The sequence below is a fragment of the Roseivirga sp. AWQ4_251 genome (assembly GCF_056158225.1).
In genome coordinates this window covers 1,951,114-1,975,008 of the sequence record NZ_JBSWSW010000001.1, presented here as the reverse complement: position 1 = coordinate 1,975,008, position 23,895 = coordinate 1,951,114, and the positions used below count along the sequence as shown (strand labels likewise).

At 40.0% G+C, this 23,895-nt stretch carries 22 protein-coding genes; 3 read left to right on the top strand and 19 right to left on the bottom strand.

Features of this window, described 5'->3' with window-relative positions:
- Positions 1–37 precede the first annotated feature (37 nt).
- The 3 genes from ACXACJ_RS08610 (at position 38) to ACXACJ_RS08600 (ending at position 3,365) form a co-directional block, all read left to right on the top strand.
- Positions 38–682, top strand: a complete 645-nt coding sequence (locus tag ACXACJ_RS08610; RefSeq protein WP_475133951.1) for a hypothetical protein — start codon at positions 38–40, stop codon at positions 680–682.
- Positions 664–1,392, top strand: coding sequence for a DUF3307 domain-containing protein (locus ACXACJ_RS08605; protein WP_475133950.1), 729 nt, complete (start codon positions 664–666; stop codon positions 1,390–1,392). The genes ACXACJ_RS08610 and ACXACJ_RS08605 overlap by 19 nt, the downstream gene beginning before the upstream one ends.
- A 314-nt stretch (positions 1,393–1,706) precedes the next feature.
- A complete protein-coding gene (locus tag ACXACJ_RS08600; protein WP_475133949.1) occupies positions 1,707–3,365 on the top strand; it encodes a patatin-like phospholipase family protein in 1,659 nt (552 codons plus the stop codon).
- A 13-nt stretch (positions 3,366–3,378) separates the two neighbouring features.
- On the opposite strand, the gene ACXACJ_RS08595 is transcribed toward ACXACJ_RS08600, so the two are convergent.
- From ACXACJ_RS08595 to ACXACJ_RS08505, 19 genes are all read right to left on the bottom strand, one after another.
- Complete coding sequence (locus ACXACJ_RS08595) at positions 3,379–4,692, bottom strand: WG repeat-containing protein (protein WP_475133948.1); 1,314 nt, start codon at positions 4,690–4,692, stop codon at positions 3,379–3,381.
- Positions 4,693–4,738: 46 nt separating this feature from the next.
- Positions 4,739–6,037, bottom strand: a complete 1,299-nt coding sequence (locus tag ACXACJ_RS08590; protein ID WP_475133947.1) for a YfaP family protein — start codon at positions 6,035–6,037, stop codon at positions 4,739–4,741.
- A gap of 276 nt (positions 6,038–6,313) precedes the next feature.
- Entirely contained in the window at positions 6,314–7,198 is an 885-nt protein-coding gene (locus tag ACXACJ_RS08585) for a glycosyltransferase family 2 protein (RefSeq protein ID WP_475133946.1), read from the bottom strand.
- 39 nt (positions 7,199–7,237) lie between these two features.
- A complete protein-coding gene (locus ACXACJ_RS08580) occupies positions 7,238–8,038 on the bottom strand; it encodes a class I SAM-dependent methyltransferase (protein WP_475133945.1) in 801 nt (266 codons plus the stop codon).
- Positions 8,039–8,045: 7 nt separating this feature from the next.
- A complete protein-coding gene (locus ACXACJ_RS08575) occupies positions 8,046–9,320 on the bottom strand; it encodes an oligosaccharide flippase family protein (RefSeq protein WP_475133944.1) in 1,275 nt (424 codons plus the stop codon).
- 26 nt (positions 9,321–9,346) lie between these two features.
- Complete coding sequence (locus ACXACJ_RS08570; RefSeq protein ID WP_475133943.1) at positions 9,347–10,513, bottom strand: glycosyltransferase family 4 protein; 1,167 nt, start codon at positions 10,511–10,513, stop codon at positions 9,347–9,349.
- Entirely contained in the window at positions 10,510–10,656 is a 147-nt protein-coding gene (locus tag ACXACJ_RS08565; RefSeq protein WP_475133942.1) for a hypothetical protein, read from the bottom strand. The genes ACXACJ_RS08570 and ACXACJ_RS08565 overlap by 4 nt, the downstream gene beginning before the upstream one ends.
- Complete coding sequence (locus ACXACJ_RS08560) at positions 10,653–11,837, bottom strand: glycosyltransferase family 2 protein (RefSeq protein WP_475133941.1); 1,185 nt, start codon at positions 11,835–11,837, stop codon at positions 10,653–10,655. The genes ACXACJ_RS08565 and ACXACJ_RS08560 overlap by 4 nt, the downstream gene beginning before the upstream one ends.
- A 1-nt stretch (position 11,838) precedes the next feature.
- Positions 11,839–13,281 (bottom strand): O-antigen ligase family protein, encoded by a 1,443-nt coding sequence (locus tag ACXACJ_RS08555; RefSeq protein WP_475133940.1) that lies wholly within the window; start codon positions 13,279–13,281, stop codon positions 11,839–11,841.
- Between the two features lie 226 nt (positions 13,282–13,507).
- Complete coding sequence (locus ACXACJ_RS08550; protein ID WP_475133939.1) at positions 13,508–14,641, bottom strand: glycosyltransferase; 1,134 nt, start codon at positions 14,639–14,641, stop codon at positions 13,508–13,510.
- A gap of 13 nt (positions 14,642–14,654) precedes the next feature.
- On the bottom strand, positions 14,655–16,697 hold the full coding sequence (locus tag ACXACJ_RS08545; RefSeq protein ID WP_475133938.1) for a GumC family protein: 2,043 nt from the start codon (positions 16,695–16,697) through the stop codon (positions 14,655–14,657).
- A 6-nt stretch (positions 16,698–16,703) separates the two neighbouring features.
- On the bottom strand, positions 16,704–17,411 hold the full coding sequence (locus ACXACJ_RS08540) for a TolC family protein (RefSeq protein ID WP_475133937.1): 708 nt from the start codon (positions 17,409–17,411) through the stop codon (positions 16,704–16,706).
- 5 nt (positions 17,412–17,416) lie between these two features.
- Positions 17,417–18,586, bottom strand: coding sequence for an acyltransferase family protein (locus tag ACXACJ_RS08535; protein WP_475133936.1), 1,170 nt, complete (start codon positions 18,584–18,586; stop codon positions 17,417–17,419).
- A 3-nt stretch (positions 18,587–18,589) separates the two neighbouring features.
- Positions 18,590–19,351 carry a sugar transferase gene (locus tag ACXACJ_RS08530; RefSeq protein ID WP_475133935.1) on the bottom strand — a complete coding sequence of 254 codons (762 nt, stop codon included), beginning with the start codon at positions 19,349–19,351 and terminating at the stop codon, positions 18,590–18,592.
- A 159-nt stretch (positions 19,352–19,510) separates the two neighbouring features.
- Positions 19,511–19,963, bottom strand: coding sequence for a DoxX family protein (locus tag ACXACJ_RS08525; RefSeq protein ID WP_475133934.1), 453 nt, complete (start codon positions 19,961–19,963; stop codon positions 19,511–19,513).
- A gap of 53 nt (positions 19,964–20,016) precedes the next feature.
- Positions 20,017–20,583 carry a Crp/Fnr family transcriptional regulator gene (locus ACXACJ_RS08520; RefSeq protein ID WP_475133933.1) on the bottom strand — a complete coding sequence of 189 codons (567 nt, stop codon included), beginning with the start codon at positions 20,581–20,583 and terminating at the stop codon, positions 20,017–20,019.
- 223 nt (positions 20,584–20,806) lie between these two features.
- Complete coding sequence (locus ACXACJ_RS08515; RefSeq protein WP_475133932.1) at positions 20,807–21,148, bottom strand: hypothetical protein; 342 nt, start codon at positions 21,146–21,148, stop codon at positions 20,807–20,809.
- 149 nt (positions 21,149–21,297) lie between these two features.
- On the bottom strand, positions 21,298–23,364 hold the full coding sequence (locus ACXACJ_RS08510) for an LruC domain-containing protein (protein ID WP_475133931.1): 2,067 nt from the start codon (positions 23,362–23,364) through the stop codon (positions 21,298–21,300).
- Positions 23,365–23,376: 12 nt separating this feature from the next.
- Positions 23,377–23,772 (bottom strand): response regulator, encoded by a 396-nt coding sequence (locus ACXACJ_RS08505; RefSeq protein WP_475133930.1) that lies wholly within the window; start codon positions 23,770–23,772, stop codon positions 23,377–23,379.
- Between the last annotated feature and the right edge of the window lie 123 nt (positions 23,773–23,895).

Below are 23,895 nucleotides of genomic sequence, written 5' to 3'. Positions count from 1 at the left end.
GTACCAAAAAAGGTACTATATTGAATCTGTGAAAAAGATGTACGCGGTTATAACAGGCGATATTGTAGGTTCTACTTTAGTGGATGCCGATTATCATTCTATTCTCAAGAATTTAGTCACCGAGATTCAAACAGAACTTGACCCTTCATTAAAGTTTGAAGCCTTTAGAGGAGACAGTTTTCAGATGCTCACTGGCGAAGTGTCTAAGTCGTTGTTGATGGCAGTTCTATTGAGGGCTGGTATTCGAGGTACGGCCAACGCTCAAAAATCTGATGACAGCTGGGATATCCGTTTAACGATTGGATTGGGTACTATTTCTTCAGAAATCACGGCTTTAGGCACTATGGAAGGAGAAGCTTTTGTGCGGTCGGGCAGAGCTCTTGATCATATGAAGAAGGGCGCTGAGCGTCTGAAAATCATTACAGGAGAAGAAGAGACAGATGCACTATTTGAAGGTGTTTGCCCAATGGCCGATAACCTGATTAAAGGTTGGAGCCAACCGCAAGCCGAAGCTGTTTACTTAAACCTTTTGAGGCCATCACTTGGCCAAGCTGAAATAGGCTCTAGAATTGGAACAACACAAAGAGCAGTGAGCAAAAGATTGGATGCCAGTAGGATAGAGGTATTAAAGCCATTTTTGAACTATTACGAAAAGTTAACTTCATGGAAATTCAGCAACTAGATTTATTGTTGAAGCTGGTGATCGCTCATTTGCTTGCTGATTTCATTTTTCAGACCAATCGTATGGTTGAAGGAAAATGGAAAGGGCGAACCAAATTTTTCCTTCTGCATATCGCCATTGTAGGCGCTATTACGGCCTTGCTCATTCAAAATTTATGGGGAGCGTTAATCATCATGGTGGTTCATGCGGCAATTGATTTGTTAAAAGTTCAGTTTGGAAAGGATAAGCTTTGGGCCTTTCTGGTCGATCAGTTTTTACATCTCGCCACTTTAGTTGCCTATTGGCTCATCATAACCCAAAACGACCTTCATTCAATATGGACAAACTTAATGGGGCAGCTTTCCGATGAGCGTAGCTTAATAGTAATTATGGGCTATTTGGTGCTTACCATGCCCACCGGAATCTTGATTAGCTACTTCACCAGAAGTTGGCAAAAAGAGATTGAAAAGAATGAAAAGTCAAAAGGCTTGCCTGCAGCTGGTAAGTGGATTGGCATGATTGAAAGAACACTCGTGCTGACATTTGTACTTTTTCAAACCTTACAGCCTATTGGCTTTCTACTGGCTGCAAAATCAGTTTTCAGGTTCGGTGACTTAAAACAATCCAGCGACCGCAAAAAGACCGAATACATATTGATAGGAACCCTACTAAGTTTTAGTATCAGCATGCTTTTTGGCTTTTTAATTCAATATTGGTTGATGGCTTATTGAGACAGTGGAAAGAATCACTTTGTTAGGTTCTTGACAAAAGAGTGGCTCCTATTTTTTTTGACTATAACACGAAGGATCTCATTTGAGCGGTTCTTTTTTGCTGTTTAAGTAATTGTCTTATTTTTAACTGTATTTTATTTATAAATTTAAGCAGGTGCTTTTTACTGTTTGCAGACCTTTATCAAAACGATTTCTTGATTAGAAGGCTTGACAAAGGTATAGCGAAGAAGAGCTCACTATTCTACCAATAATTTACTGATTGATTCAAACGGGTAATCCATTGCCCATTTTTTTAAGCTTATTACAAAGAAATCATGGAAGCAGAAGTAAAAGAACCACTCAACACCCTTCAACCTTTTGAAAATATAGGGCTATGCTTTAGCGGAGGCGGTTATCGTGCCACTTCGTTCTCTTTAGGAGTACTTTCTTATTTGAATAGGCTCCAGTTTAATGGTTCATCGTTGCTGATGCATGTAAAGGCGCTGAGTAGCGTAAGTGGTGGAACCCTCACGGCAGTTGCATTTGCCAGTTCGCAGGAAAAAGGCCAAACATTTGAAGATTTTTATGCTGAATTCTTCGCTTTCCTGAATAAAGATGAACTGTTGCGGCAAGCAACAGACAATATGAAAAATAATTCTCTCTGGAAGAATAACCATAAACGCAGATCTTTCATCAATTCCTTCGCGATAGCCTATGAGCAACTTTATTTTAAAGGTTCAATGGATAAGTTTATCGATAGAAAAGTTGAATATCCTTTGAGGGATGTATGTTTTAATGCAACGGATTTTTCTTTTGGACTTGCTTTTCGTTTCCAGAATTCGGGAGAAGTTGGAAATTATCACCTTTCTAATAGCCCTCTCAAAAGTATTTGGGGCGAAGTAAAATTAGCGGATGCGGTGGCTTCTTCTTCATGTTTTCCTATTGGCTTTGCGCCCATGATTATGCCTGATGATTATTTTGCTGATCATAAACGATCTGCATATTTGGCTGTTAAAGGCCAACCTTATTTAAGTGAGGGCATCGGGATTATGGATGGGGGTATTGTGGATAATCAAGGAATAGGCAGTATGGTATTGATAGATAGAAGAAGACAGTCAGCGGGTTTAGCAGGATTGGATTTGTTCTTCATTTGCGATGTGGGTAGCTACAAAATGATTCCTTGGGAAATGGATAAATCAGGAGGAGAGGAAAGTACACCATTGAATGAAAAAGTACTCAATCTGCTTAAAGTTTTAGGATTGAAATGGTGGTGTTGGACACCTTTGGTCCTTGGTGTTTTGTTAATGGTTTTGAACTCGATGGAAATGTTCAAAGGGCAGGCATGGCCTGCATTGTACATTATTGGGGGTATTTCTGCTGGCTTAGGACTTGTTCTTACCGCGGGAGGTGCGGCTTTAGGTAAGCTCAAAGCATGGGGCATGGCTACAATCTTGTCCTTGTTCAGGAAGAATGTGCCCAAAGTAATGATTGATGATTTACAAGGTTTGGAGAAACTTGATGTCGCGCTCATTAAACGAATGATTACTGAAAGACTTTCTTCGGGAATGAAAATGATCAATGATGTTTTCTTAAAGCAAATTCGTAGGTTGAACTATGATTTGATTTACAGCAAAAGTGAGTATAGAAATCGAATTATTACGGCCACCGTTTATGCGCTAAATGGCCAACAAACTGATCAGAAAAAAGCAGATTTCAATTCGCAAATTACACCACAACCCAGCGATAAGTTGAAAGCCATCGCTTTGATTGCCTCAGAAACACCAACTACTTTGTGGTGGGACGAAACAGACCGTAAGCTAGATAGGCTAGAGAGCCTTGTTGCTTGCGGCCAGTTTACAGCTTGTTATAATCTTATGGATTACATTTTGAAGTTAAAAAGAGCTGGCTATGCAAGCGTTGAGCTAGATTCGCTATATAACCAGCTCGAAATAGATTGGGAACAATTTAATGACGAACCAAAGTTTATGGTATAATCAAATTCAATCACTACTGAAGTTTTTCGCCCTTTTTGTTGATATAGTAATATTCTTCTTGAACATCTATTAGGCCGACAACTTCAATTTTTTTCACAAAAGCCACACCTTGACTAAATGGCTGTGCATCTCTGAATTGAGGCTGGATAACCACAGTTCCGTTACGATCTAAATATCCCCAGTCTTTGCCGTCTTCAGTGAAAGCCGCAAGTCCTTCTGAGAAATCTCTCACATTTTTATATGGTTTTGGAGGGCTTAATTTATTCCCTTCTTTATCAATGATATAGTATCCCATACCGGTGTGAGCTATAGCAACGCCATCTTCAAAATAACCGATACGTTTATGGGTAAATGGAATAACTTCGTTTCCATTTTTATCAATGCCGCCCCAAACTCCTCTTTTCTTTACAGAAGCAATACCTTCATGAAATGGCAGGGCATCTTGAAACTCAGGATTAATAGCGATATTCCCATTTCTATCAATATACCCGAATTCATTTCCAATCTTAACTGGTGCTAAACCATCCCCGAAAGAGTTTGCATAAGCATATTTTGCTGGAATAACGAGATCCCCGCTTTTGTTGATAAAACCCCATTTATCGTTTATTTCTACCGCGTTCAATCCTTCGCTGAAGTAGTTAGAAAAATCAAAAGTTGGAGGAATAGCCCAATTTCCTTTGGTATCTAAAAAACCATATTTTGGGTTGTTTTCAGCATTGGCTCGTAGTAGGCCTTCGGAATAATCGCCAATGTCATTGTAAGTCGATCCAGTGAAGACTGTATTTCCAGTTTTATCAATAAAGATGGCCTTACTGGGCCATGCGTTATCACGGTCTTCCATCCAAACTCTAGCCAATCCGTTATTGAAAGGGATTACATAACCATATTTGGCTGGGATCACGATTTTTCCGGAACCATCCTTAAAACCAAACTTATCACCAGACTTAAAGGGATAGAGTTGAATTCCTTCTAGCTTTTTGGCTTCATCTATTTTCAAAACGAATGGAGCTATTTCTTCATTTAGCTGGTTGTCGGAAGGAAATTGAGCGAAAGCTTTGACGGCTTTTTCAGCGCTGTCGAAATTGCCCATGCCATAATAAGCCTTTGCTTTTAGCACTTCAATTCTTGCGTTTGATTTCCCCAGCAGAGAAACCGCCTCTTCACAATACTCTACAGCTTTATGATAATCCTTTGCATCGTAAGCTTTAACCGCTTCGAAATAATAGGAACGCGCTTTTAAATCATTATCAGTTTGAGCGTTAGCCTTAATGCTTACAAGTGTAAAAAGGCCTAATAATAGCGTTAATATTAGTTTTTTGGGTTTCATTATTTGGGCTATAAAGGGTGTGTTTTTCATGGTTTGAGGTTCTGTTTTAGAAATCAAGACTGGTTACGTGAATGTATTCTCCAACACTTGAGAATCTCAGTTTTTTGGTTTGCACTAGCTTTTCATCTACAAAAACATAAACCGTAGCTTGCGTTCCTGCGCCATGGTTGTAATTATGGATTTTAATAGAATAAGTTCCTGAAGTTACGCCATCGACATAGATGTTCTCTGGGCCATAACCGTGTGTATTGTCAACATCAAGGTTCATATTGCCAATAGACTTTTGCCTATAACTACATTCTTCACCTTGTGGATTCGTCATTTTCAAATCGATATCTGAGCGAGAAGTATTCCAAACCAAGGATGCTCGTAGTTTTACTGGCTTTCGATTACACATTACGGTGATTACTTTCTCGTAGTCATTCAGCTTTATGGTGAACTTATTTAATCCGGATTTCAATAATAATGAAACCGAAAAATTTTGGTTCGAAACGTCAATATCGTGGGTATAATCCTCGCCAATTACATAGGCGTTCAAGTCTTTTTCATTGCTGAAAATCTTTCCGCTTATGGTGTAAAACCCTTGATCGGTGGTATAGCGATCTTGTTCGTCATCTAATTTTACATAAGTGTAAGCTGAACCAGACCAAAAATCGTCAGCTTTTGTGGGTGAAGAATTCGATTGTTTCGGAGCTGTTGAATTGCCTGTGCTCCAGAAATCTTCAGAATTGGTTTTCTGTGTGGTGGAAGTGGAAGTTGTTTTCGAATCGTTTCCGCTACTCCAGAAGTCGTCTTCCGCCTTTTTCTCCTCTGTTTTCTTTTCCTCTTTTTGCTTCTCTTTTTCTTCTTCCTCCTTTTTATTTTCTCTCAGAATTTTCTCAATCAGATTTTTGAAGTCCGACAAGTACAGTGTGATGACTTTAATATCTTGAAAATCACCTTCTTTCTCCCAAAAGCTTTTTCCAGGATTTTTTTCCTGCCAGCCAGAAACTGCCGCTTCAAATTCTTTGGAGAAAGTAGGGGTGGTCATATCTCCTAAACTGTTGCTGATTTGCAAGCGAGATTTTTCAGTGGCTTTATAATCGTTGCTGCCGTAAAAGGTCAATATTTCCATTTCAGCTCTGCCTTCAACCACAAAACTGTATTTTGCTGGAGTATAGCCACTTGTAGGAAAACCTCTTAAATCGATACCTGCTTTGGCCAGTATTGCCAGATTTTCTTGAGAAGTATTGTATTTATCCAAAACCAATATGCCCTTTCTGCCTTTCAACTGTCTGGCAAATCCTTCATAACCTGTTTCAAAGTTTACATAACCAGAAAAACCATCTACATTTTCGAATAGCACATGATGTTGCCTGGTTTGGCCTAATAAACTAAGAGAACAAAATATGAGAAATAGTACGGATGATACAGTTCGCATAAAAAATGATTGAGGATATGCTGACTTAAATGGTTTATAAAAATAAACTTGAATGAAAAGCCAGAGTTCAAATTTTATGCCACTTAAGCAAAAGTGAATAAATTTAAGTATTTCTTTTTTTGATACTAAAACAACAAGCAAAAATAAAGGCCGTTTTCATTGAAAGTGGCCTTTGGTATATAAAAGAATGTTTGGTTAAAATTAGAAGGGCTGAAGACCCATTTTTTTGCTGATGAGGCCATGCCATACACCTTTCACAAAGGCTTTCAAATGCTGGAATTCAAGCTTGAAAACATAGGTTAAAATGTTTTTTGGTATGCTAATTCCCAGAAAGAAGAGCAAAAAGAAGATGTAGTTTCTACCTGCCCATCGTTTCATAAATGCCAGCCTATTTCTATTCTGATAGTAGACTTTTAACGGGCTGTTTTTCCCGGTAGAAACACTTTCTTTATGAAGCACATAAGTTTCTAAGCACACACGTAATTCATAACCCTGAGCTCTCATTTTTCTAGACCAATCCAATTCTTCATAGTAGAGAAAATAATCTTCAGGCATTAAGCCACATTGCTCTATCACAAACCGAGGTATCATTACTGCAGCTCCATGAAAATATGGGGTTCGAATGGTTCCGGTAGGTTCAGGAGCCACTTTTAAAAGCTCATTTCTTCCGGTTAGTGGATTGATTTCTGTGAAACCCGCAAATTGAATTTTATCAGGAGCGTCAAAGAACCTCAGAATTGGGCTCACAGCGCCAATATTTGGTTTATTGAAAGAAAGCAAGAGACTTTCAATCGTTCCATCTTCAATTTCCGTGTCGTTGTTTACTAGGAAAACGTATTCTCCTTTGGCTTCGCGAATACCCAGGTTATTGCCACCGGCAAAACCCAGGTTTTCGCGAGAATTGATCACCTTCACTCTCTCAAAATGCTGACGATAAAGCAAGCTGTCATCGCCAGGCTGTGCGTTGTCTACCACAATTACTTCTAGCCTCGGGTATTTCAGGCGATTCAAAGAATCTAATAATTCACAAGTAACCTTAGGTTGCTTGTAGTTTACGGTAATGATTGATACAAAAGGCAGTTCCATAATTGTAGCATTTAAAGTGCTAGTATTCGGTTGTAGCAGTTACATTTTTCTGCCAATTACCTGTATCGCATTTCCCCATTTGTTGCGGTGCAACAAGCGGTCTAAGTGAATCAGGCATTTGGCAACGGGTAGGGTAGCTAACTGGGTTACTAAGCCCAGCTTTTTGCCTAAGTAGGCAAGCTCCCATGCAAAGCGAGAAAGGTAGCCATCGGAATAGGATGCGTGAACGACCTCGAAACCCTCTACTTCGAACCTATTTTTCAATCCAGTCAGGTCGTACACTTGTCCTATATGTTCATCTTCCAGCCAGTCATGATGCTCTTCAAAATAACGGTCTGGGAATATTGTTTTTTGGGTTACGTTAGGGATCTTCACCATAAAGTAACCGCCCTTTTTAAGTCGATTATAAACAGAATTGAAAGGCATTTCAGAAGGACTGATATGCTCAAAAACATCTATCGAAAAGGCAAAATCAAGATCTTGAATGTTCGTGTTTTCGATATAGTCCGAATAGGTGTTGATGTTCTCTATTTCTGACCTTTCAATGGCTTCGTTCAGGGTGTTAATTCGGCTTTGGTCAATGTCCAAAGCGTGGATGGTTGCCTGGGGAAATGCTTGGGCTAAGCTGAAGGCATATTCTCCATAACCAGTACCTAAATCCAGAATATTGTCCTTTCCAGAAAAGGGGATAACATCCATCAATTTTCTGAAAATGGTAAAGCGCGCATAGTTGCCAACATTGGTGTAGCCAAATACTTTATTGAAGAGTTTGGCCATTGTTGGGTTGCTCTTCATTTTATTGCTTGTATAGATTTGTGCGGTTCCAAATGTTAGTTCCATGATTTGTTTATTTGAGTGCGAATAATGTTCTGTTTTTAAGGCTGTTAAATACTTCTCTTGTAGGCGTAATATCAGCGTATTTCTTTATATTCAATTGCCCAAGCATAACGGTCAATACAATGCTGGAGGTAGTGGCAATCGCTGCTCCTTGAACTCCATATTGTGGTATTAACCAGGCGTTCATCACTACATTTACAATAAGGCTAAAAGCGAGCATTAGAAAGTTCACTTTTGGCTTTCCAATGGCGTCAAGTGTAAGCCCAAAAACACGTCCCCAAGGCTTGAATAAACAACCTACTGAAAGTATAATGATCAGTGTAGATGATTCTATATAATTTCCTGAAGACAAGAGTTTTATAATTTGCGTATTGAAAATATCTATAACCAGTACTGCTGGGATTATGAGTGCTAATAACGCTAATACAGAGCGCCCATATTCGGTTTTAAGTTGACTGACACCATTAGCGTGATAACCTGCTGCTAATCGAGGATAAATAACTTGGCTCAATGCGGTTAAAGGAAGCTCGGCATACTGAATGATGCGCGATGCAAAGTGGAATAATGCCAATGAAATAGGATCTAGAAAATAGGCGATCATGAGAACATCGGCTTTGTTGAAAAGCAGTGAAAGCAGGTTAGTTCCAGCAATGTATTTACCAAAACCTAGAAGCTCTTTAACGATTCTCCACTTTGGCGCAGAAACCGAAATCGGGTGTTTCCATAACATAAAGATTACCGCAGGAATGATAGCCACCAATTGGCCGTTCATGATAGCGTTGAAACTTAAGGTGCCATAGAAGAATACGCCAGCCATGATGAGCAGAAATGTAACCATATATACGGCATTCAAACCTGCGTATGCTTTGAATTTACCTTTGGCGAAACATAGAATATTCATCATTTGAATAGTGCCAAGACTCAACAAAGGCTTCCAGCTTTGCTTGAATAAATCGACTAAAGCAGGGGCTTCCCACAAATTGGCCAATACACTTCCCCCAAAGAATAATAGCGTTGAAGAGAATAGAATTACACCAAAATTGATGCTGAGACCAGAGCCTGTCTGTTCGGCTTCTTCGTCTGCTCTTTGAATCAACAGGCGAGTAAGTCCGTTTTGAATTAAGCCCTGGCGAATGCTGTCCACAATAGAAATTACGGTGATAAAAAGCGCCCAAACTCCTACTTCTTCTTGTGGGAATTGCTTTAATAAAACAATGAATAACAAGAAGTTAGTAACTAAGAATGATGCTTGTCCCATCAAAGAGAAGGCACTTTGCGAAAGCATCTTGCTATTTTTGAAAAGCTTGATCATTACACAGTAAGTTTTTGGTATGATGCTAAAGTTCTTTCAGCTACTTTGTCCCAGGTGAAGCTTGAGCTTACCTTTTCTCTGCCGTTTGCGCCCATGGCTTCGGCTTCATCAATATTTTCCATCAAATATTCCATGGCCAAAACATAAGATTCTGGCTGCTCTGGGTCGCACAATAAGCCGTTTTCTCCATGCGTAACAGATTCTCTGATAGCTTTCAAATCCGAAGCAACCACTGGTACGCCATGCGCATTGGCTTCTAACAAAACAATGCCTTGGGTTTCGTATGAAGAAGGCAACAAAAGGCCTCTATAGAAGGGCAGAGCCTCATGAATTCTGGCGTTGGTATATTCCCCTAAAACTCTTACCTGATTGATCAAGTTGAGCTTTCTTACCAAAGCTTCAATCTCTTTGCGTTGTGGGCCATCACCAATAATATCTAATTGAATGGTGGACTTGGTTTTGGCTATGGCATTCAAAACTGGAACGAGCCCTTTTACAGGATGAAGTCTGCCAACAAATAAGAAGCGCTCTTTATCCTCAGGAAGAAGAAGCGATACAAATAGTGCTTCAACCGGAGAAATTGACACACCGTTTGGGATAACCTCTATACCTTCTAGTGAATGTGAAAGGCTTATTTCATTAGAAACATCTTGGCTCACCGCAATTTTCAATTTGGCAGCTTTCAATAATCTAGATTCGATTTTTTGAGTTAGCCAAGCATGGAGTTTTGAGTTGAAATTCCATGCTTTTTCCTTTTTAGTCTCCTGGCTGATGATTCCGTGTATTGTATTTACCAAACGGCCTCTCAATGCAGGAATCGCATATAATAAGTATCCGCTGCGTCCTTGGGTGTGTATCACATTGAAACGGTCTTGGTTTTTCACCACCCATTTTTTCACAGTCCAATTAAAGCTGAATTCTTCGGCCAAAAGCGAAATTGGCTTTATGTATCGGCCGGGGAAGAAAGGAACTTCTACCACGATTATACCTTCTTTGAAGTATTTCTTCTCAGCTTGTCTAAAGGCACCTCCTGTAAGTACGGTTACATTATGACCTTTCTGGTTCAAGGCTAAGGCCAAGTTCCAAGTATGTGTTTGAATCCCACCTTTGAATCTCCAAGGAAGAGATTTGCAAATCAATAATATGTTCAATTTTGCGGTGTTCATTTTTTCTTCTTTTTAGCGTTTTTCTTGTTCTTCTCTGCTTTGGCTTCTGCCAAAAACTCAGCTTTGGATCTCATCACTCCCCAGATCAAGAAGAGTGTTGCAATGGGCAGCAAAAGCGGCCAGGGCATTCCTTCGAAAATCATGATTGAACTGCGTTGTGTGGTGTGTGAATAAACTCGGTGCGTGATCTTTTCATCCAGGTCAGCGCGCTAAAGGTTGATAACACTAAGTTTGGAATAGCGCGAGCCAGTTTGCCAAGATTTCCCAGAAGGGTAGCCGAAGGTAAACAAACTGCGTATGCTCCAAAATTTGCAACTGTTCCCAAGGCGGATAGAGCTATTAACGCGTTATTGCCAGTAAGTAGAGAAGCAGCAAACAACCCAAGCATTACAAAAGGAGCTAAAGCTCTTGGTGGTAATGCTAATTGCATGGCTTTGTGGAAGTAGTCAAAATTGCCTTTCAAAAGTCCTTTGAAAGCTGGCTTCAAAGATTTTCTTAAGAAAGCATACTGAGACTGTAACCAACGACCTCTTTGCTTAGAGAAATGCTGGAACGAACCCACCTTTTCATCTTTGATGATTAAATCTTCAGCAAAGTGAATAAACACTTCTTGTTGGGTAAAGGTCAATTCCAATTCTTTGTCGAATCCACCGATAGCGGTAAGGTTGAAAACCACATTATCGAATAAGTCGAATTCGAAAACCATGGCTGAACCAGAAAGCTTTGAAGAAAGCCCCAAGTTATTGGCTCCTTTGCAAGTCATTTCTTGATTTGCTAATTCAGAAAGGCCATCCAATAAGGCTACAGAATTTTGGCTGTTAGCTGCAGCTCTGTTGCCTTGTATGGCTCTTTTTCCTTGATGCAAATATTGGTTCGACTTTTCCAGAAAACGCATGTCCATTACGTTGTCGGCATCTAGGATGACAACCGCATCGTAATCGTTCTTTTCGCCATAAACTTCCATGGCCTTTTGAAGTGATTTAACCTTGGTGCTTTTTTCAAACGCCACTTCCAACACATCCGCACCAAGGTCTCTAAGGGTTTCAACAGTTTCTGCTTTCAAACCATCAGCAATCACCACAAGGTCAAAGTCTCTCTTAGGGTATTGATAGCGCAAAGCCATATTGCGCTTGGTGCTTTCTATAATCACAGCATCTTCACGATAAGCCGGCACAAGAATCAGAAATCTGTTTCTTTTTGTGATGGTTACAAAACTGGTTTTAGCTTTCGCTTTAGAAGCAAGTGCCAAAACAAACAGGTACAGCGCTGAGCCACCGAAATAGGCCAACAATACCGAAACGAGGATGATGATTACAGTTTGCATATCAATTTTTTTCTGGTTTCCATTCTTTGATTAAAAAGAGAAAGGGGATGGCCATATTCATAATCATGCCTGTTGGCATTTGGCCAAACACTTGGTTTCCGTAGCTGGAAAAGAGTACCCCAACAATACAGGCGTACAGTCCCAGTCCGTAAGTTTTGTTCCGCTCATCTTTCAGGTTCATCAGTAAGTGACCACCTTTTCCCAGTACAAAACCTAAAAAGGTCAGGTGAATGGTGAGCCCCACAATGCCTGTTTCAGCCCAAACCTTTACATACCAGCTATCGGTAGCGGTATTGGCCATAAGCGAATCGGGATTAAAGCGAGCCCCCCAAAAGCCGGCTGTCCCAATTCCGGCTCCAAAGGGCTTGTTGGCCAAATAGCGGCCAAAGGTTTTTTGGTTGTCTAGCCTAACAGACAATGACTTGTTGTTAGGATCGAGGGCGGTACGCATTCTTCGTACTTGTTCTACACCTTGGAACATGAAGGTGTATTTCAATATGACGAAGACTATGATGATGGCTGAAAGACCAGCAATCAATACTTTGAAATTCTTTTTAACGATTAGGTAAGCAACACCTCCAAATAAAGGCACAGCCAAGGCTCCACGGGTTCCGGAGATAGCAAATCCTAAGAAGAAGAGGAAAGCACAGGCTCCGTACCATATTCTCAATCGCATTTTGAAAGGCCCTGTGGCCAGAACGCCCAAGAAAAGCGCCATCATGGCTTGCGAAGCTCCAAATTGGCCAGCATCACTGTAGAAAGAGAAAACTCTTAGTACGCCATGCAAAATGTGTTCTTCATGATGATCTTCGTCCCACAACCAACGGTATTCAGCGGCATCAACACCTATGATTTGCTGCTTAAAGCCCCAGGCAACACCCAGCAGTGAAAGGAAAATCAAGATGTTCAAGAAGGTCATGAAGTCTTTCTTTTCCCTGAACATTAAAAAGATCAATGGAACAGAAAGCGCTTGATAGAAACCTAACCCTCTCATGGCATAGAACCAGGCTACAGGTCCGTTGCCGGCTGGGTTTATGATCTCGAAAAGAATGTAACCCATCCAAACAAAGGAGAAGATTACGATGTCGTTTTTGATCAATTTCCAGTTAACAACGATTTCCTTGTTCAACATTACGATTAGCCAAGCCAAAGTCATAAGGATGTCAAGGCTTAAACCCCAAGGAGCACTGATGTATCGGCTGATGCCTGAAATCATGAAGCCCATTATCAGGCAGCCCCAAAGAGCAAGTTTTGGCTTACTCCAAAGGACTGCCAACAATGTTAAGGTGAAGGGGAGTCCAAGCAGAAGCATTCCGCCCATCATACCGGTGATAATGATCAAGCCCGAACCGATAAAGATCAACCCTACTAGTAGTATTAGGCCTAAACCCGATCTTAGTTTTTCGGCTCCGTACTTGGCTGGTATGATTTCGTAACTCTTCATGCTTTTTTCTTAGCATAAAAGTAGTTTGCCAAAAGGGGCTATTTTTTACATTACGATGAATGGGAAACCTGTTTCGATGATTGACAGGATTGGAAGATAAATGAACTTTTGTGTCGTTGAAATGCGAATTAGAAAGGTTAATAGATTGGGTCTGGAGTAGGAGAAAGGCAGCTATAAAACAAAAAAATAGGAGCCCCTCGCTGCTATCGAGAAGGCTCCATCTTCATTAACCCAAAACCAATTTGCTAAACTGAAATGCTCTGATTTGCCAATCATTTCCTTTGGCAAAACTTATTCTCTTCTGAATTTTTAAGCGGTTATTGTACCGAATTTCTTTCTTTATACCCTGAATAAAATCATCTTGATTTTCAGCGATATAAGCCACGCTTTCGAAATCTTCTAGATTGCTGAATGAAGTGCTGACGACCGGTTTTCCCATAGCCAAATACTCATTGATTTTAAGAGGGTAAATGGCCCTCGTTAAGTCGTTCTTTACAAAGGGAATTAGGCAGGCATCCCATTGATCTATAAGGTCTGGTATACACGATTGTGATTTTGACCCTAAGCACTTTATGTTTTCTGGCAAATCCTCAGGTAAATCTACCTTCACCGGGCCAATAAGCTCAAGCTGATAATTGGGTAGGGAAGTGGCTACTTCTTTTAGTAAATCAAAGTCAATGCGACTGTCGATGGCGCCTACATAACCGAGCTTTTGGTTTTTGGTTTTTTCAGTGGCCGAAGTATTGAAAATGGAAAGATTGACTCCATTTTTAACACAAGACACATTCGCGTTTAGCGCCTTCATTTTTTGTTCCAGCTGTGGCGATGTAGTTACAACTTGATTGACGGTTGGAGCAAAAAGCTCTTCATATTTTCCTCCCCATTTTCCAGCCCAATCTGTTCCCGAAATCTCGTCATAGCAATAGTAGATGGTTTGCAGGTTCTTCCATTTTTTTTGGGTAAAGTGCCCATAAATTGGATTGAATGCGTTCACCAAAATGGTATCATTCGGATTTACTTTTTTCAGGATATTTCGAATGCTGAAGCCTACAATCCATGAATTGATGAGCATTAGCAGTTTGAAAATTAAATTGCTGTTGGTCCAGTTTACAGGAAGAACAGGCAATGAGTTGTAAACCTCTATAATACCATGTTCCGTTCTCAATTTTCTGGTTCTTTTCAGTGTCCCTAGAATGTGTTTTTTAGGTGCATGAGGATTTTTGAAAAGATCTTTCACTGTATAATGATAATCCACAAAAATCACTCTGTTATTAGCCGAAAGCCTCGACATCAGCTCAACTGTAGATTTCACGTAAGGCGTGTCCCAGGCAGGAAAACTATGGCAGATTATGGTTTTCATTATACTCTATTTTTTAGCTCAACAATGCTTTAACTTTTCTTCTTAACCAGCTACGTTTTTTAGGCACTTCGCCAATTACATCTTCCATAATGTCGGTTCTAACACCATTTAGGAAAAGGATAGGCTTTTGACCCACGAACTTTTTATACACTTTAAGCGCATGCTGATCTGCTTCGGTCCATTTACGATCTGCTTTGGTTACCAACACATGCAAGTCGGCCTCTCTCACTTCATCGTGACCATAAGGGTGATTCAAGATGGAAGACAACTCGATAAAATTGAATTCCGATTCTTTGTCTCCATAATACTCGGCCATGAAATCATCAATTTTATTGATCAAGTTTGACTTTCCTTCTTGAGGATGAATACTGAAAAGCACCACATTTTTAGTGTCTTTGATTTTGTTTGTGCCCACTTTCAGCTCTTGAACAAAAAGGTTCATGGCTTGGGTGGTGATGGTTCTAAAGTCGATGGACGACTTGTTTAACTTTTTAGGATATTTTGGTAATAGACCAGCCAAGCGGAGGCCAGTTTGTTCTGCTGCATTTTTGGGGCTCTTCAGGCTACTATCCATAAACTCCATCCCAATCACACCACCTGAAGAAACCACCAAACCTGCAACAAATGCTAGTATAACCATGAAACCTGCCTTAGATTTTTCGGCTTTTGCCGGAAAAAATGGCTTGTCTATTACCTTTAAATTGCTCGACATCAACATGTTGTATTTGTGTAGCCTGGCTTGGTTAAAGCTGTGAAGGTTTTCCAAATACTCTCTTTCGGCCACATCAATTTCTCTTTCTAATCTTTTTAAAGTTGAACCTAAGGGTGCAAACCGATCATATATCAATTCGTACTCTGCTTGTCTTTTTTCCATTACTTCCAACTTGGCGTTCGACTCTTCTCTCGTGATCAAAGAGCTAAGCCATTGTGTTAAAAGGTTTTGGGTTGAAACTCCTTCTGGCGTTTCGTTTACCAACAGCACATTTTGAGCAGAACGCGACATTTCGTTTTTCAGATTTTGGATTTTTATCTCCAAAGCTGTTTTCTCCATCAAATTTTCATTGCTCAAAGTCGAATCTCCTAACAGGTTGATTTCGGTTAATGAGTTGGTGTAGTCAGCGATTTTACCTTGGTTATCGGCAATCTCTTTCTGAAGTTGAGGCAATATGCTTTTGTCGTCAATTTCGGCTTCAATTCTTGCCAAAGCCGATTCAGCACCAGCCTTCACTTTCAATTCTTCCTGATACTGCTTATCCAGTTCTTCTTTATTTCCAGAGATAAAGCGAGTTTGTTCGTAGTAGTTGATGATTTTGTTGGTTACTCTGAATTTCAACAGTTCATCTTCAGCGGTTTTCAGTCTGTTCTGAGTTTTTACGGTAGCATCTTCAAAGAATTTGATAACCGAGTCACTCTGACCTTCCTTAATGTCCTTCTGCTTATTGATGAACAGATCAGTAAGCAATTGCAGAGTCAGTTGACTGATGAAAGGATCGATAGAAGTGTATTCCATTCTAATCATATCACTGCTTCCTTCTCTCATTACCACCAAGCCTTCTATTTGCTCTATTCCAAAAAATGGATCTTTGGAGTTGGTTAAATTATAGAAAGGATTGTTTTTGTTTGCATCTCTAAGGGCCACGATTTTGCTTGCTACGGTTTCCATGTCGTCATAATCTTTGATTTCAAGGTTTATGTCGGTTAGGGAAATCGCCAATGCTTCGTGATTTTCTGGTAACAAAGGATTTTTATCCTGGCTCAATCTGATGAGCACTGTAGCCAATATGCGAGCCGAAAGCTCTTTGTTGGTTTCCAGCGAAGTTGCCAAGTTGATCAGGTTTTCGATTTCGTTGTTAGTGAAAGCGTAATCAACACGGTTGCCTTTGCTACTTTCTATATTATAGCCTGAAATCAAACCTGTATTCAACAGGGTATGGCTTTTATATTCTTGCTTTGTGTCTTTGGTAAAGTACCACACCATTACGCCCATTGAAATGGCTGCAAAGGCGATGAAGCCAAAGAAACGAACCAGTAAACGAACGATTTGAATAAAAGACATGGCTGCTTATTTTAAAACTTTAGCACCTACTATTTCTTCTAGCGACCTGAGGTAAAACCAGGCATCGCTTTTCATTTTTTCATACTCCATTTCTGAAGAAGTGGCGATATCTACTGCCATTCGATATTGTTCTACTTCCATTTTTCCAGCCTTGAAATAAGTTTCGGCTATTTTCAGAGAAGTATTGTTGGCCTCCATTTTTTTAGCTTGAAGTTTAAGCCCTGTTAAGGCCAAACTCAAATCGCTATATCTTCTGATTACTTCTTCGCGAATGCCTTTTACCAAATCTTCTTTCTGGTATTCCATTTCTTTAATAGCCAGTTCGCTCATTTTAATTTGGTGTTTACGATGTGATACTGCGGTGAAAGGAAGTCGCAAATTGACACCAACATTATAAGTAGCATTCTGGCGTGTGGCGAAAGTGGTTTGGCGATCGTTTGAAGTTGCCAAGTAATCCGAGATTACACCAGTTCCATAATTGTAGCCAGCGGTGAGGGCAATGTGTTGCATCCAACCTTTTTTGGTCATGGCTATTTCTTCTTTGCGTTGCAATTGCCCCATATGGATACGCTCAATGCTTGGTGCATTTTGAAGTGCTTTGGCTATAAGCGAATCCAAAGGTTTAACTTTTTCCATGGCCAAGCCAAACTCGCTTTGAGCTTTTAAGCCTGTGGCCAAGGCTAGAATTGTGAGTGTGAGTATTATCTTTTTCATGGTTTTTACTTTTCAGCTTGCATTGCTCTTCTATAAGTAAGGCTTCTGATTTTTAGCTTCATTTGCCTCACTTTTTCGGCATTCATGAAAGGCTGTTCAATTGCCTTGTAGAAGATTATACTACTAAGTAAAACCATAGGAATGGCTATTATTAAACTTATCGATAACTGCACGAAGTATGCCGATGAGTAACCGAATTTTCCGATGATTGAATATGCCAGTTCGAGCAATGGTAAATGTGTTAGGTAAATGGTGTAGCACATTCCACCGATGATGGTGATCCATTTTAGGGACAAAATTCTTGGAAAATAACGGCCTTTGAAGCTGGCGATAAACACTAAAAACAGCGCAATATTAAAGAGCAAAGTTTTGAAGTATTCATCGGTCCAGGAATAAGCCATGATAACGAGTAGGGCAGGTACAATCAAATCCCACAAGCGCTGGTCAAAGCGACTTACTTCTTTTCTGTTTACATAGAAGTCGGCTGCTAACATACCAATCAGAAAATGCTGAAGATGGCCTAATAGAGATGGCTTGAGTGGATGCAAATTCCAGCCAAGGATATATTGAAACGAGATGAAGATAAACAGGAAGGCTACCAAAAAGGATCTTCGAGTAATGGTGTGCTTTTCATTGAAATACATCATAGCCACGAATGGCGCAATCAGGTAAAACTGAATTTCAACTTCCAGCGACCAGGCCACAGGATTTATAATGGAATATTCTCCATATACAATGCTGTGTGAATAGGTTATTGTAGCCAAATAGTGTTTAAATATTTCACCGAGCCCCAAATTACCTTGCAGTATGAGCACAAATGCAAAGCAACTCATCCAGAAGATAAAAGGAGGCTCGATGCGGGTAAGTCTTCTACCCAAATACTTTTTATAGCTAAAGTTTTGTGTGCCTTTAGCAAATGGTAAACTCAACACAAATCCGCTTAGGGCAAAGAATATGAATACCCCAATTGTACCTCGACTAATCAAAAACGAAAGCTGCTCTTCAAAGAAAGAAGCCGTTTGAACATGCGGGTTGTACTTAAACAACCTTTCATTGGCATGTTGAAAGATTACAGGCATAATGGCTAAAAAGCGAAGTCCGTCTACAAAAGGAATAAATCTACCTGAAGCTGGATTGCGCTCTAGCGAACGGATAAGTGTTTTAATTTTTTTCATGGCCTAAACATTTTCGTGTTGAAGGGCAGCGAGTGGAGTTTTGATCAGGATTTTCAAATCCAACCAGAAATTGTGTTTCTGGGCATACTCAATGTCGAGTTGGCAACGGCTTTCGGCATCCATTCCAGCCTTGCCGCGCTCTGTTACTTGCCATAAACCAGTTAAGCCTGCAGGTACTAAAAAGCGGCCAACGGTTTCATCAGTCGTGAGCTTTTCGGCTTCATACAAAGGCAAAGGTCTGTTGCCTACCAATGACATATCGCCTTTTAAAATATTAAAGAGCTGAGGCAGTTCGTCAATACTTGTATTTCTGATGAACTTGCCTACTTTGGTTATTCTTGGGTCGTTTTGAAACTTCACAAAGGCTTTGTCTTTTTCGCTCTCTTTGTATCTTTCATATTCTTCTTCCTGAATAAGCTCACCATCTTTTACCAACACGTTTTGCATGCTGCCATGCGCAATGGTGGTTCTTGTAAGTGGAGAAGATTTCAGTTCATCACCAGAAGATTGGCCATACTGACTTAGGTGCTTCATTTGATCTACCATTTGATCCGCATCGGTGCGCATGGATCTGAACTTGTAGAACTTGAAGATTTTGTAACCCATGCCCACTCTATAAGAGAAATAGAAGATTGGGCCTTTTGATTCTAAGCGGATTAAAAAGGCCACAATGAGCCAAAGTGGCGTTAGGCAGAGTATTAGAAAAGAGGAAACGAGAATGTCGATCGCTCTTTTATAAACTGGTACTTTTAATGAAGGTCTCATAGCTTTGCATTTTTCTTATTACAAAGCTATTCTTCTTCTTTGCTGAAGCTTTTTGATTTAGACGACTGTCAGTTTTTGTAAGATGACTGTCAAGGAATCAGCGATTTATAAAAAATGAAGTCCTAGGTTTTTAGAGAAGAAATAAATGAACAAAAGCGCTTATTTTTTTAACGTTGAAAGAAAAACCCAAGCGATAAATAGCGCTTGTAAGGGTATTCTGAACCATAAATAGGATAGACCTGGCCCGTTTAATTCACCTGTTTGATAGTTGATTTGTTCCATGGCAGCTTTGATATTGGCAGGCAAAATCAATAAGAAGAAAACTATCAATAGCCAGCCTGTTAGAGTTTTAAGTTGAGGAATTAAAAGCCCTATTCCGAAGATGATTTCCAAGAATCCCGTAGCCCAAACCATTTCAACTTTAAATGGAATAAAGGAAGGAACCATAGCCGTCATTCCCTTTGCAAAGGCAAAATGACCAATGGCAGTAAAGGTGAGCATAATGGCCATGGCTACTCGAGCCGCTAATCGATAGTCAACTTCCTTATGGATAAATAATAACACCAGAGAAGTAAGCACAAAGGAACCGAGTAAAACGTAAAGAGGTTTCATTTCTTTTTTCTCCAAAGTTCGATGGATTGAGGAAGCCAGACAATGAACCTAAGTTAAGTAATGCGTTTGCGGATTCGGCTTAGCGCTTGCGGAGTTATGCCAATATAAGAAGCGATATATTTCAATGGGATTTGGCGAACTACCTCTGGGCGTTCTGCAAAAAGCTTGAGGTAGCGTTCTTCAGCAGTTTCATTTAATAGAGAAAGTTCTCGTTTCGATTTGATTAAAAACAATTGTTCGCTGGCTTTTCTACCAATGAGGTTTCCTATTAAAGTATTTTCATAAATGGATTGAAGATCAGGATATGAGATTTGCCAGAGCTCAGTTTCAGTGAGTGTTTCAATGCCATATTGAGATGGCGTTTGGGTGATAAATAAGTCGTAAGCGCTCATAAATGAATTGGTGAAACCAAAGCCAAAGGTAAAGTCGTAATCTTCCTTTGGTATGAACATTCGCACCATACCGCTTTGTATAAACGATAAGTATTTTTCGGTTTCTCCAGGCCGAATAAGCGGAGCTTTTTTAGGAAGGTGCTTGAAAACCAGTTTCGATGAAAATGCTTCCCAATCTTTATCGGACATGTTTGCCCATTGCGATAAGGCCGTTCTAATTTGCTTCATGTAGCTAAAGTTCAAATGTAATTAAGCCTTCTAAAGCCTTTGTGATTAATTCGAAATCATTGGGAATTGGAGATGAGGTAATATCAACATTTTATGTTAAACAAGTATTAGGTCTTGGTTTATGTTTTCTGATTCTGTGCTCTCGTCATGAGTATTGAATTTAACCACTTTGGCATTGAATAAGGGGCTATCATATCCATAAATGATTCCGTTTTCAAAACTGTTAATATCTAAAACTGAAAATGATCTTTTGAATTTCTTTATCACTCCATTTCTTAAGTTCAATATTAAAAGCTTTTGGATGGTGCCATTGAGTTCTTTTATGTTCCCAAATCGGAACAGCAACTAATTCATAATTGGAATCCCAAACGGCAGGTCCCGCTGCCCAATCATGAATTTTAATTTTCTTACCGTTTTGGGTAGTCAAAAAACAATTTCCTCCCAGGGGAGAGCCCATCGCAATTTCATACAAATCACCATATTCAACTTTGAATCTATTGTCTTTAGATTTTAAAGATTTATCAGTATTGTTAAAATCCCATGGGTTCGGATATTTTAAAATCATTTCCTCCATTTTATCGATTAGTGCCTGTAAATTTTCTACTGTTAAAAAAGAAGAAGGTAGAAAGAATCTAATTAAAAATAGAAAAAAATAGCCCCGCGGAAAGCGGGGCTTGAGGCAACTGTACGATCACACTCACACACACTCCATAATCAATTGCCTCGGGAGTAAAGCTTGTTATTGTTTCTGTATCCTGTTTGATTGCGGTACCAGTCCATATAACTGTAACCGTAACTATTAGCCCACTCCGCAAATCTTAAGTGTCCACTTCGGATGTTTTGCTTTTCAAAAGGATAGGCAAAACTTTCTGGAAGATGGATGGCCCATGGCAAACTTGTTTTCGATCTGTAGTAAATTCCTGAAGCTGGGTCCGAACCATCATCACCCGTTCCGAAGAAGCTTTCGTCTACTAAATCGGTAGGAGCATAGCCTGGCAAATGCGCTTCCCTTCCTCTATTCTGAGATATGATAATGAAAGGGTTGTAAGGCACAGAACCTAATTCGGCCAGCGACTTTGGCGAAGTAAGATCAATGGTTAACGTTACCGTGGCAGGATCTACATACGTGGCATCACTTTCAGTATTTACAAAACCTGATACCGAGAAGAGATCGTGCACATTATCGGAAACGATGAACACTGCCTTACTTTGATTGGCTTCCGTTCCGTTCGCATTCTGCTTAATAATTCCTGAATTCAGAATTTGACCTTGAACACTGGCTATAGCGCTTGGAGCAATATCTAAAGAGAAACCAAAACCATTTCTATACCCCGCACCAACAGCTCTCACCACAAATTCAGACTCCATTTCGGTTACCTGATTACTGGCGTTCATTACATGCTTGAATCTGTAATCTACTACCATATCGTTGAAGTCAAAGTCGCCCATTTCAGGCCAATTGTCTTCAAAAGCGAAGGTTCCGTAAGTAGTTGCTGAAGGATAATAGCTATCAAAAGCTTTATTTGGATCGTTCGGATATTCATCAAAAATATCGTTTACGCCATCGTTATCAGCATCTAATGTGTTTGGCTTATCAATAGGGCTTACATTTTCAGTACTGATACCCGTTACCGGATTTGATGTAATAAACATGATTGCATCATTAAAATCCTGGTCGCAACCAAACGGAATATTATCTCTTCTTACATCTTCAAAACCAAGTAAGAACAATTCGTTTTCGGCATCCCACAACAAAACGTTGTGTTGTTTCAAAGTTTCATCTGGTTCTGGATTCAGGTTCTTATCGGCAAAAACCATGTAGCTGTAGCTGCCTATACCTGAACCATCCCATCCGTCAGACACTAATACAATGCCGATAGAAGTTCCTGGTGAAAAACGTCCGATGTTAACTTTATCTCCTGACACAAGTCCACCTCCGCTTCCGCTAAAAGAAAGGTTAGGGAAGGCGATGTTCACTTGATCGATGTCGGCTAATGATTGAGGAGGCGTTCCTGTTTGGTAGGTGTAAAAGCCTACAGAATTTCTCCAACCCGCACCTTCGTGCACAAAGGTTACCCAAACATCAGATTCTTCTACCACATCTATTGTTGTCTTTTTACCATTGGCCAAATACGTTGGGTGATACTGAGGAACTGGCTGACCTTCTGGTAATGAAGCGTTGATATATTCCAGAATGCTGGCAGAAACTACATCTCTTTCAGCTTCTAAATAATCAGGTACACCATTGTTGTCGTAAGAACCCATATAAACAATTGCAGGATCGGCATTTGCTCCGGCTTCAGAACTGGTTCCTGCCGCTGCACTTCTTAAATCCTGAGGTGCCGCTGAAGAGCTTTGTTTAGGCGCTTCCACCACTTGGCTTTCATCTACTTTTCCTTTATAGTCGAAAAGAATGCTTCCGTTTTCTACAGGTAGATAAATGGAATTTGGAATACCTATATAATGAGCTTCGAGCTTCAAAGTCTTGTAGCGATTCGCTAAAGTGAATTGCTCTGAAATTTGGCCCGATTTATTTGTGACAGCTTTAAAAACCGTTTCACCACTTTCGGTATCAAGCAGCTCTACCACCACACTTTTCAATGGATTGCCGCTTAAATCTTCAAAATTCATTTGAACCGCAGTGCTCTGCGTAGTAGAAAAGTCGAAATCTGTAGCGCTTTCCGTTGTCGGGTCTTCAGTTTCAACTTGGGCATCAAAGTCTGGCTCTTTAATACAAGAAGCCAAAATAAGTAGGGGTAAAAGGAAATAAAGCTTTTTCATGTCCACAAATGTTTAAGCTACTGGTCTGTACTTCAATTTTGCTTGTCCGTAATTCACGGCAGAATCCACTCTTAGGCTTAGCTCCACTGGATTGAAAGGCTTGCTTATTGAATCTGAAGCGCCAATTTCCAAGGCATGTATTCTTTGTTCGCTTTTATCATTATCAGTAAGAACTATGAAAGGAATGTTCGTCCAAGCGGTTAGTTCTTTTACCTGGCGAAGTTGATCGTGGGCTTTTGAACCTGGCTTCTGATAGTCTGCAACTACCAAAACAGGCTGATTCATTTTTAACCACTTCAAGGCTTCTTCAGGAGTATCAACAGCTACAACATCATGTTTTTTGCCTAAGTAGTTGGCCAAAAACAGCTTCATCATATTATTGCTCTCAACGATTAAAATCTTTTCCATAACACACATTTTTTTGTTGTCCACGTTTCAAAAGTAGTGGTGTGAACTGGTGATTTTTGAGTGTTTAGATGAATGGAACAATTTCAACGATAATCAGAACCGAATAAAAGATGGCCTTTGAGA

Excerpts from the sequence above, each read along its gene's own strand:
- ACXACJ_RS08610 (WP_475133951.1), top strand. The coding sequence starts at position 38 with ATGTACGCGGTTATAACAGGCGATATTGTAGGTTCTACTTTAGTGGAT.
- ACXACJ_RS08605 (WP_475133950.1), top strand. The coding sequence starts at position 664 with ATGGAAATTCAGCAACTAGATTTATTGTTGAAGCTGGTGATCGCTCAT.
- ACXACJ_RS08600 (WP_475133949.1), top strand. The coding sequence starts at position 1,707 with ATGGAAGCAGAAGTAAAAGAACCACTCAACACCCTTCAACCTTTTGAA.
- ACXACJ_RS08595 (WP_475133948.1), bottom strand. The coding sequence starts at position 4,692 with ATGAAACCCAAAAAACTAATATTAACGCTATTATTAGGCCTTTTTACA.
- ACXACJ_RS08585 (WP_475133946.1), bottom strand. The coding sequence starts at position 7,198 with ATGGAACTGCCTTTTGTATCAATCATTACCGTAAACTACAAGCAACCT.
- ACXACJ_RS08580 (WP_475133945.1), bottom strand. The coding sequence starts at position 8,038 with ATGGAACTAACATTTGGAACCGCACAAATCTATACAAGCAATAAAATG.
- ACXACJ_RS08575 (WP_475133944.1), bottom strand. The coding sequence starts at position 9,320 with ATGCTTTCGCAAAGTGCCTTCTCTTTGATGGGACAAGCATCATTCTTA.
- ACXACJ_RS08570 (WP_475133943.1), bottom strand. The coding sequence starts at position 10,513 with ATGAACACCGCAAAATTGAACATATTATTGATTTGCAAATCTCTTCCT.
- ACXACJ_RS08565 (WP_475133942.1), bottom strand. The coding sequence starts at position 10,656 with ATGATTTTCGAAGGAATGCCCTGGCCGCTTTTGCTGCCCATTGCAACA.
- ACXACJ_RS08560 (WP_475133941.1), bottom strand. The coding sequence starts at position 11,837 with ATGCAAACTGTAATCATCATCCTCGTTTCGGTATTGTTGGCCTATTTC.
- ACXACJ_RS08555 (WP_475133940.1), bottom strand. The coding sequence starts at position 13,281 with ATGAAGAGTTACGAAATCATACCAGCCAAGTACGGAGCCGAAAAACTA.
- ACXACJ_RS08550 (WP_475133939.1), bottom strand. The coding sequence starts at position 14,641 with ATGAAAACCATAATCTGCCATAGTTTTCCTGCCTGGGACACGCCTTAC.
- ACXACJ_RS08545 (WP_475133938.1), bottom strand. The coding sequence starts at position 16,697 with ATGTCTTTTATTCAAATCGTTCGTTTACTGGTTCGTTTCTTTGGCTTC.
- ACXACJ_RS08540 (WP_475133937.1), bottom strand. The coding sequence starts at position 17,411 with ATGAAAAAGATAATACTCACACTCACAATTCTAGCCTTGGCCACAGGC.
- ACXACJ_RS08535 (WP_475133936.1), bottom strand. The coding sequence starts at position 18,586 with ATGAAAAAAATTAAAACACTTATCCGTTCGCTAGAGCGCAATCCAGCT.
- ACXACJ_RS08530 (WP_475133935.1), bottom strand. The coding sequence starts at position 19,351 with ATGAGACCTTCATTAAAAGTACCAGTTTATAAAAGAGCGATCGACATT.
- ACXACJ_RS08525 (WP_475133934.1), bottom strand. The coding sequence starts at position 19,963 with ATGAAACCTCTTTACGTTTTACTCGGTTCCTTTGTGCTTACTTCTCTG.
- ACXACJ_RS08520 (WP_475133933.1), bottom strand. The coding sequence starts at position 20,583 with ATGAAGCAAATTAGAACGGCCTTATCGCAATGGGCAAACATGTCCGAT.
- ACXACJ_RS08515 (WP_475133932.1), bottom strand. The coding sequence starts at position 21,148 with ATGATTTTAAAATATCCGAACCCATGGGATTTTAACAATACTGATAAA.
- ACXACJ_RS08510 (WP_475133931.1), bottom strand. The coding sequence starts at position 23,364 with ATGAAAAAGCTTTATTTCCTTTTACCCCTACTTATTTTGGCTTCTTGT.
- ACXACJ_RS08505 (WP_475133930.1), bottom strand. The coding sequence starts at position 23,772 with ATGGAAAAGATTTTAATCGTTGAGAGCAATAATATGATGAAGCTGTTT.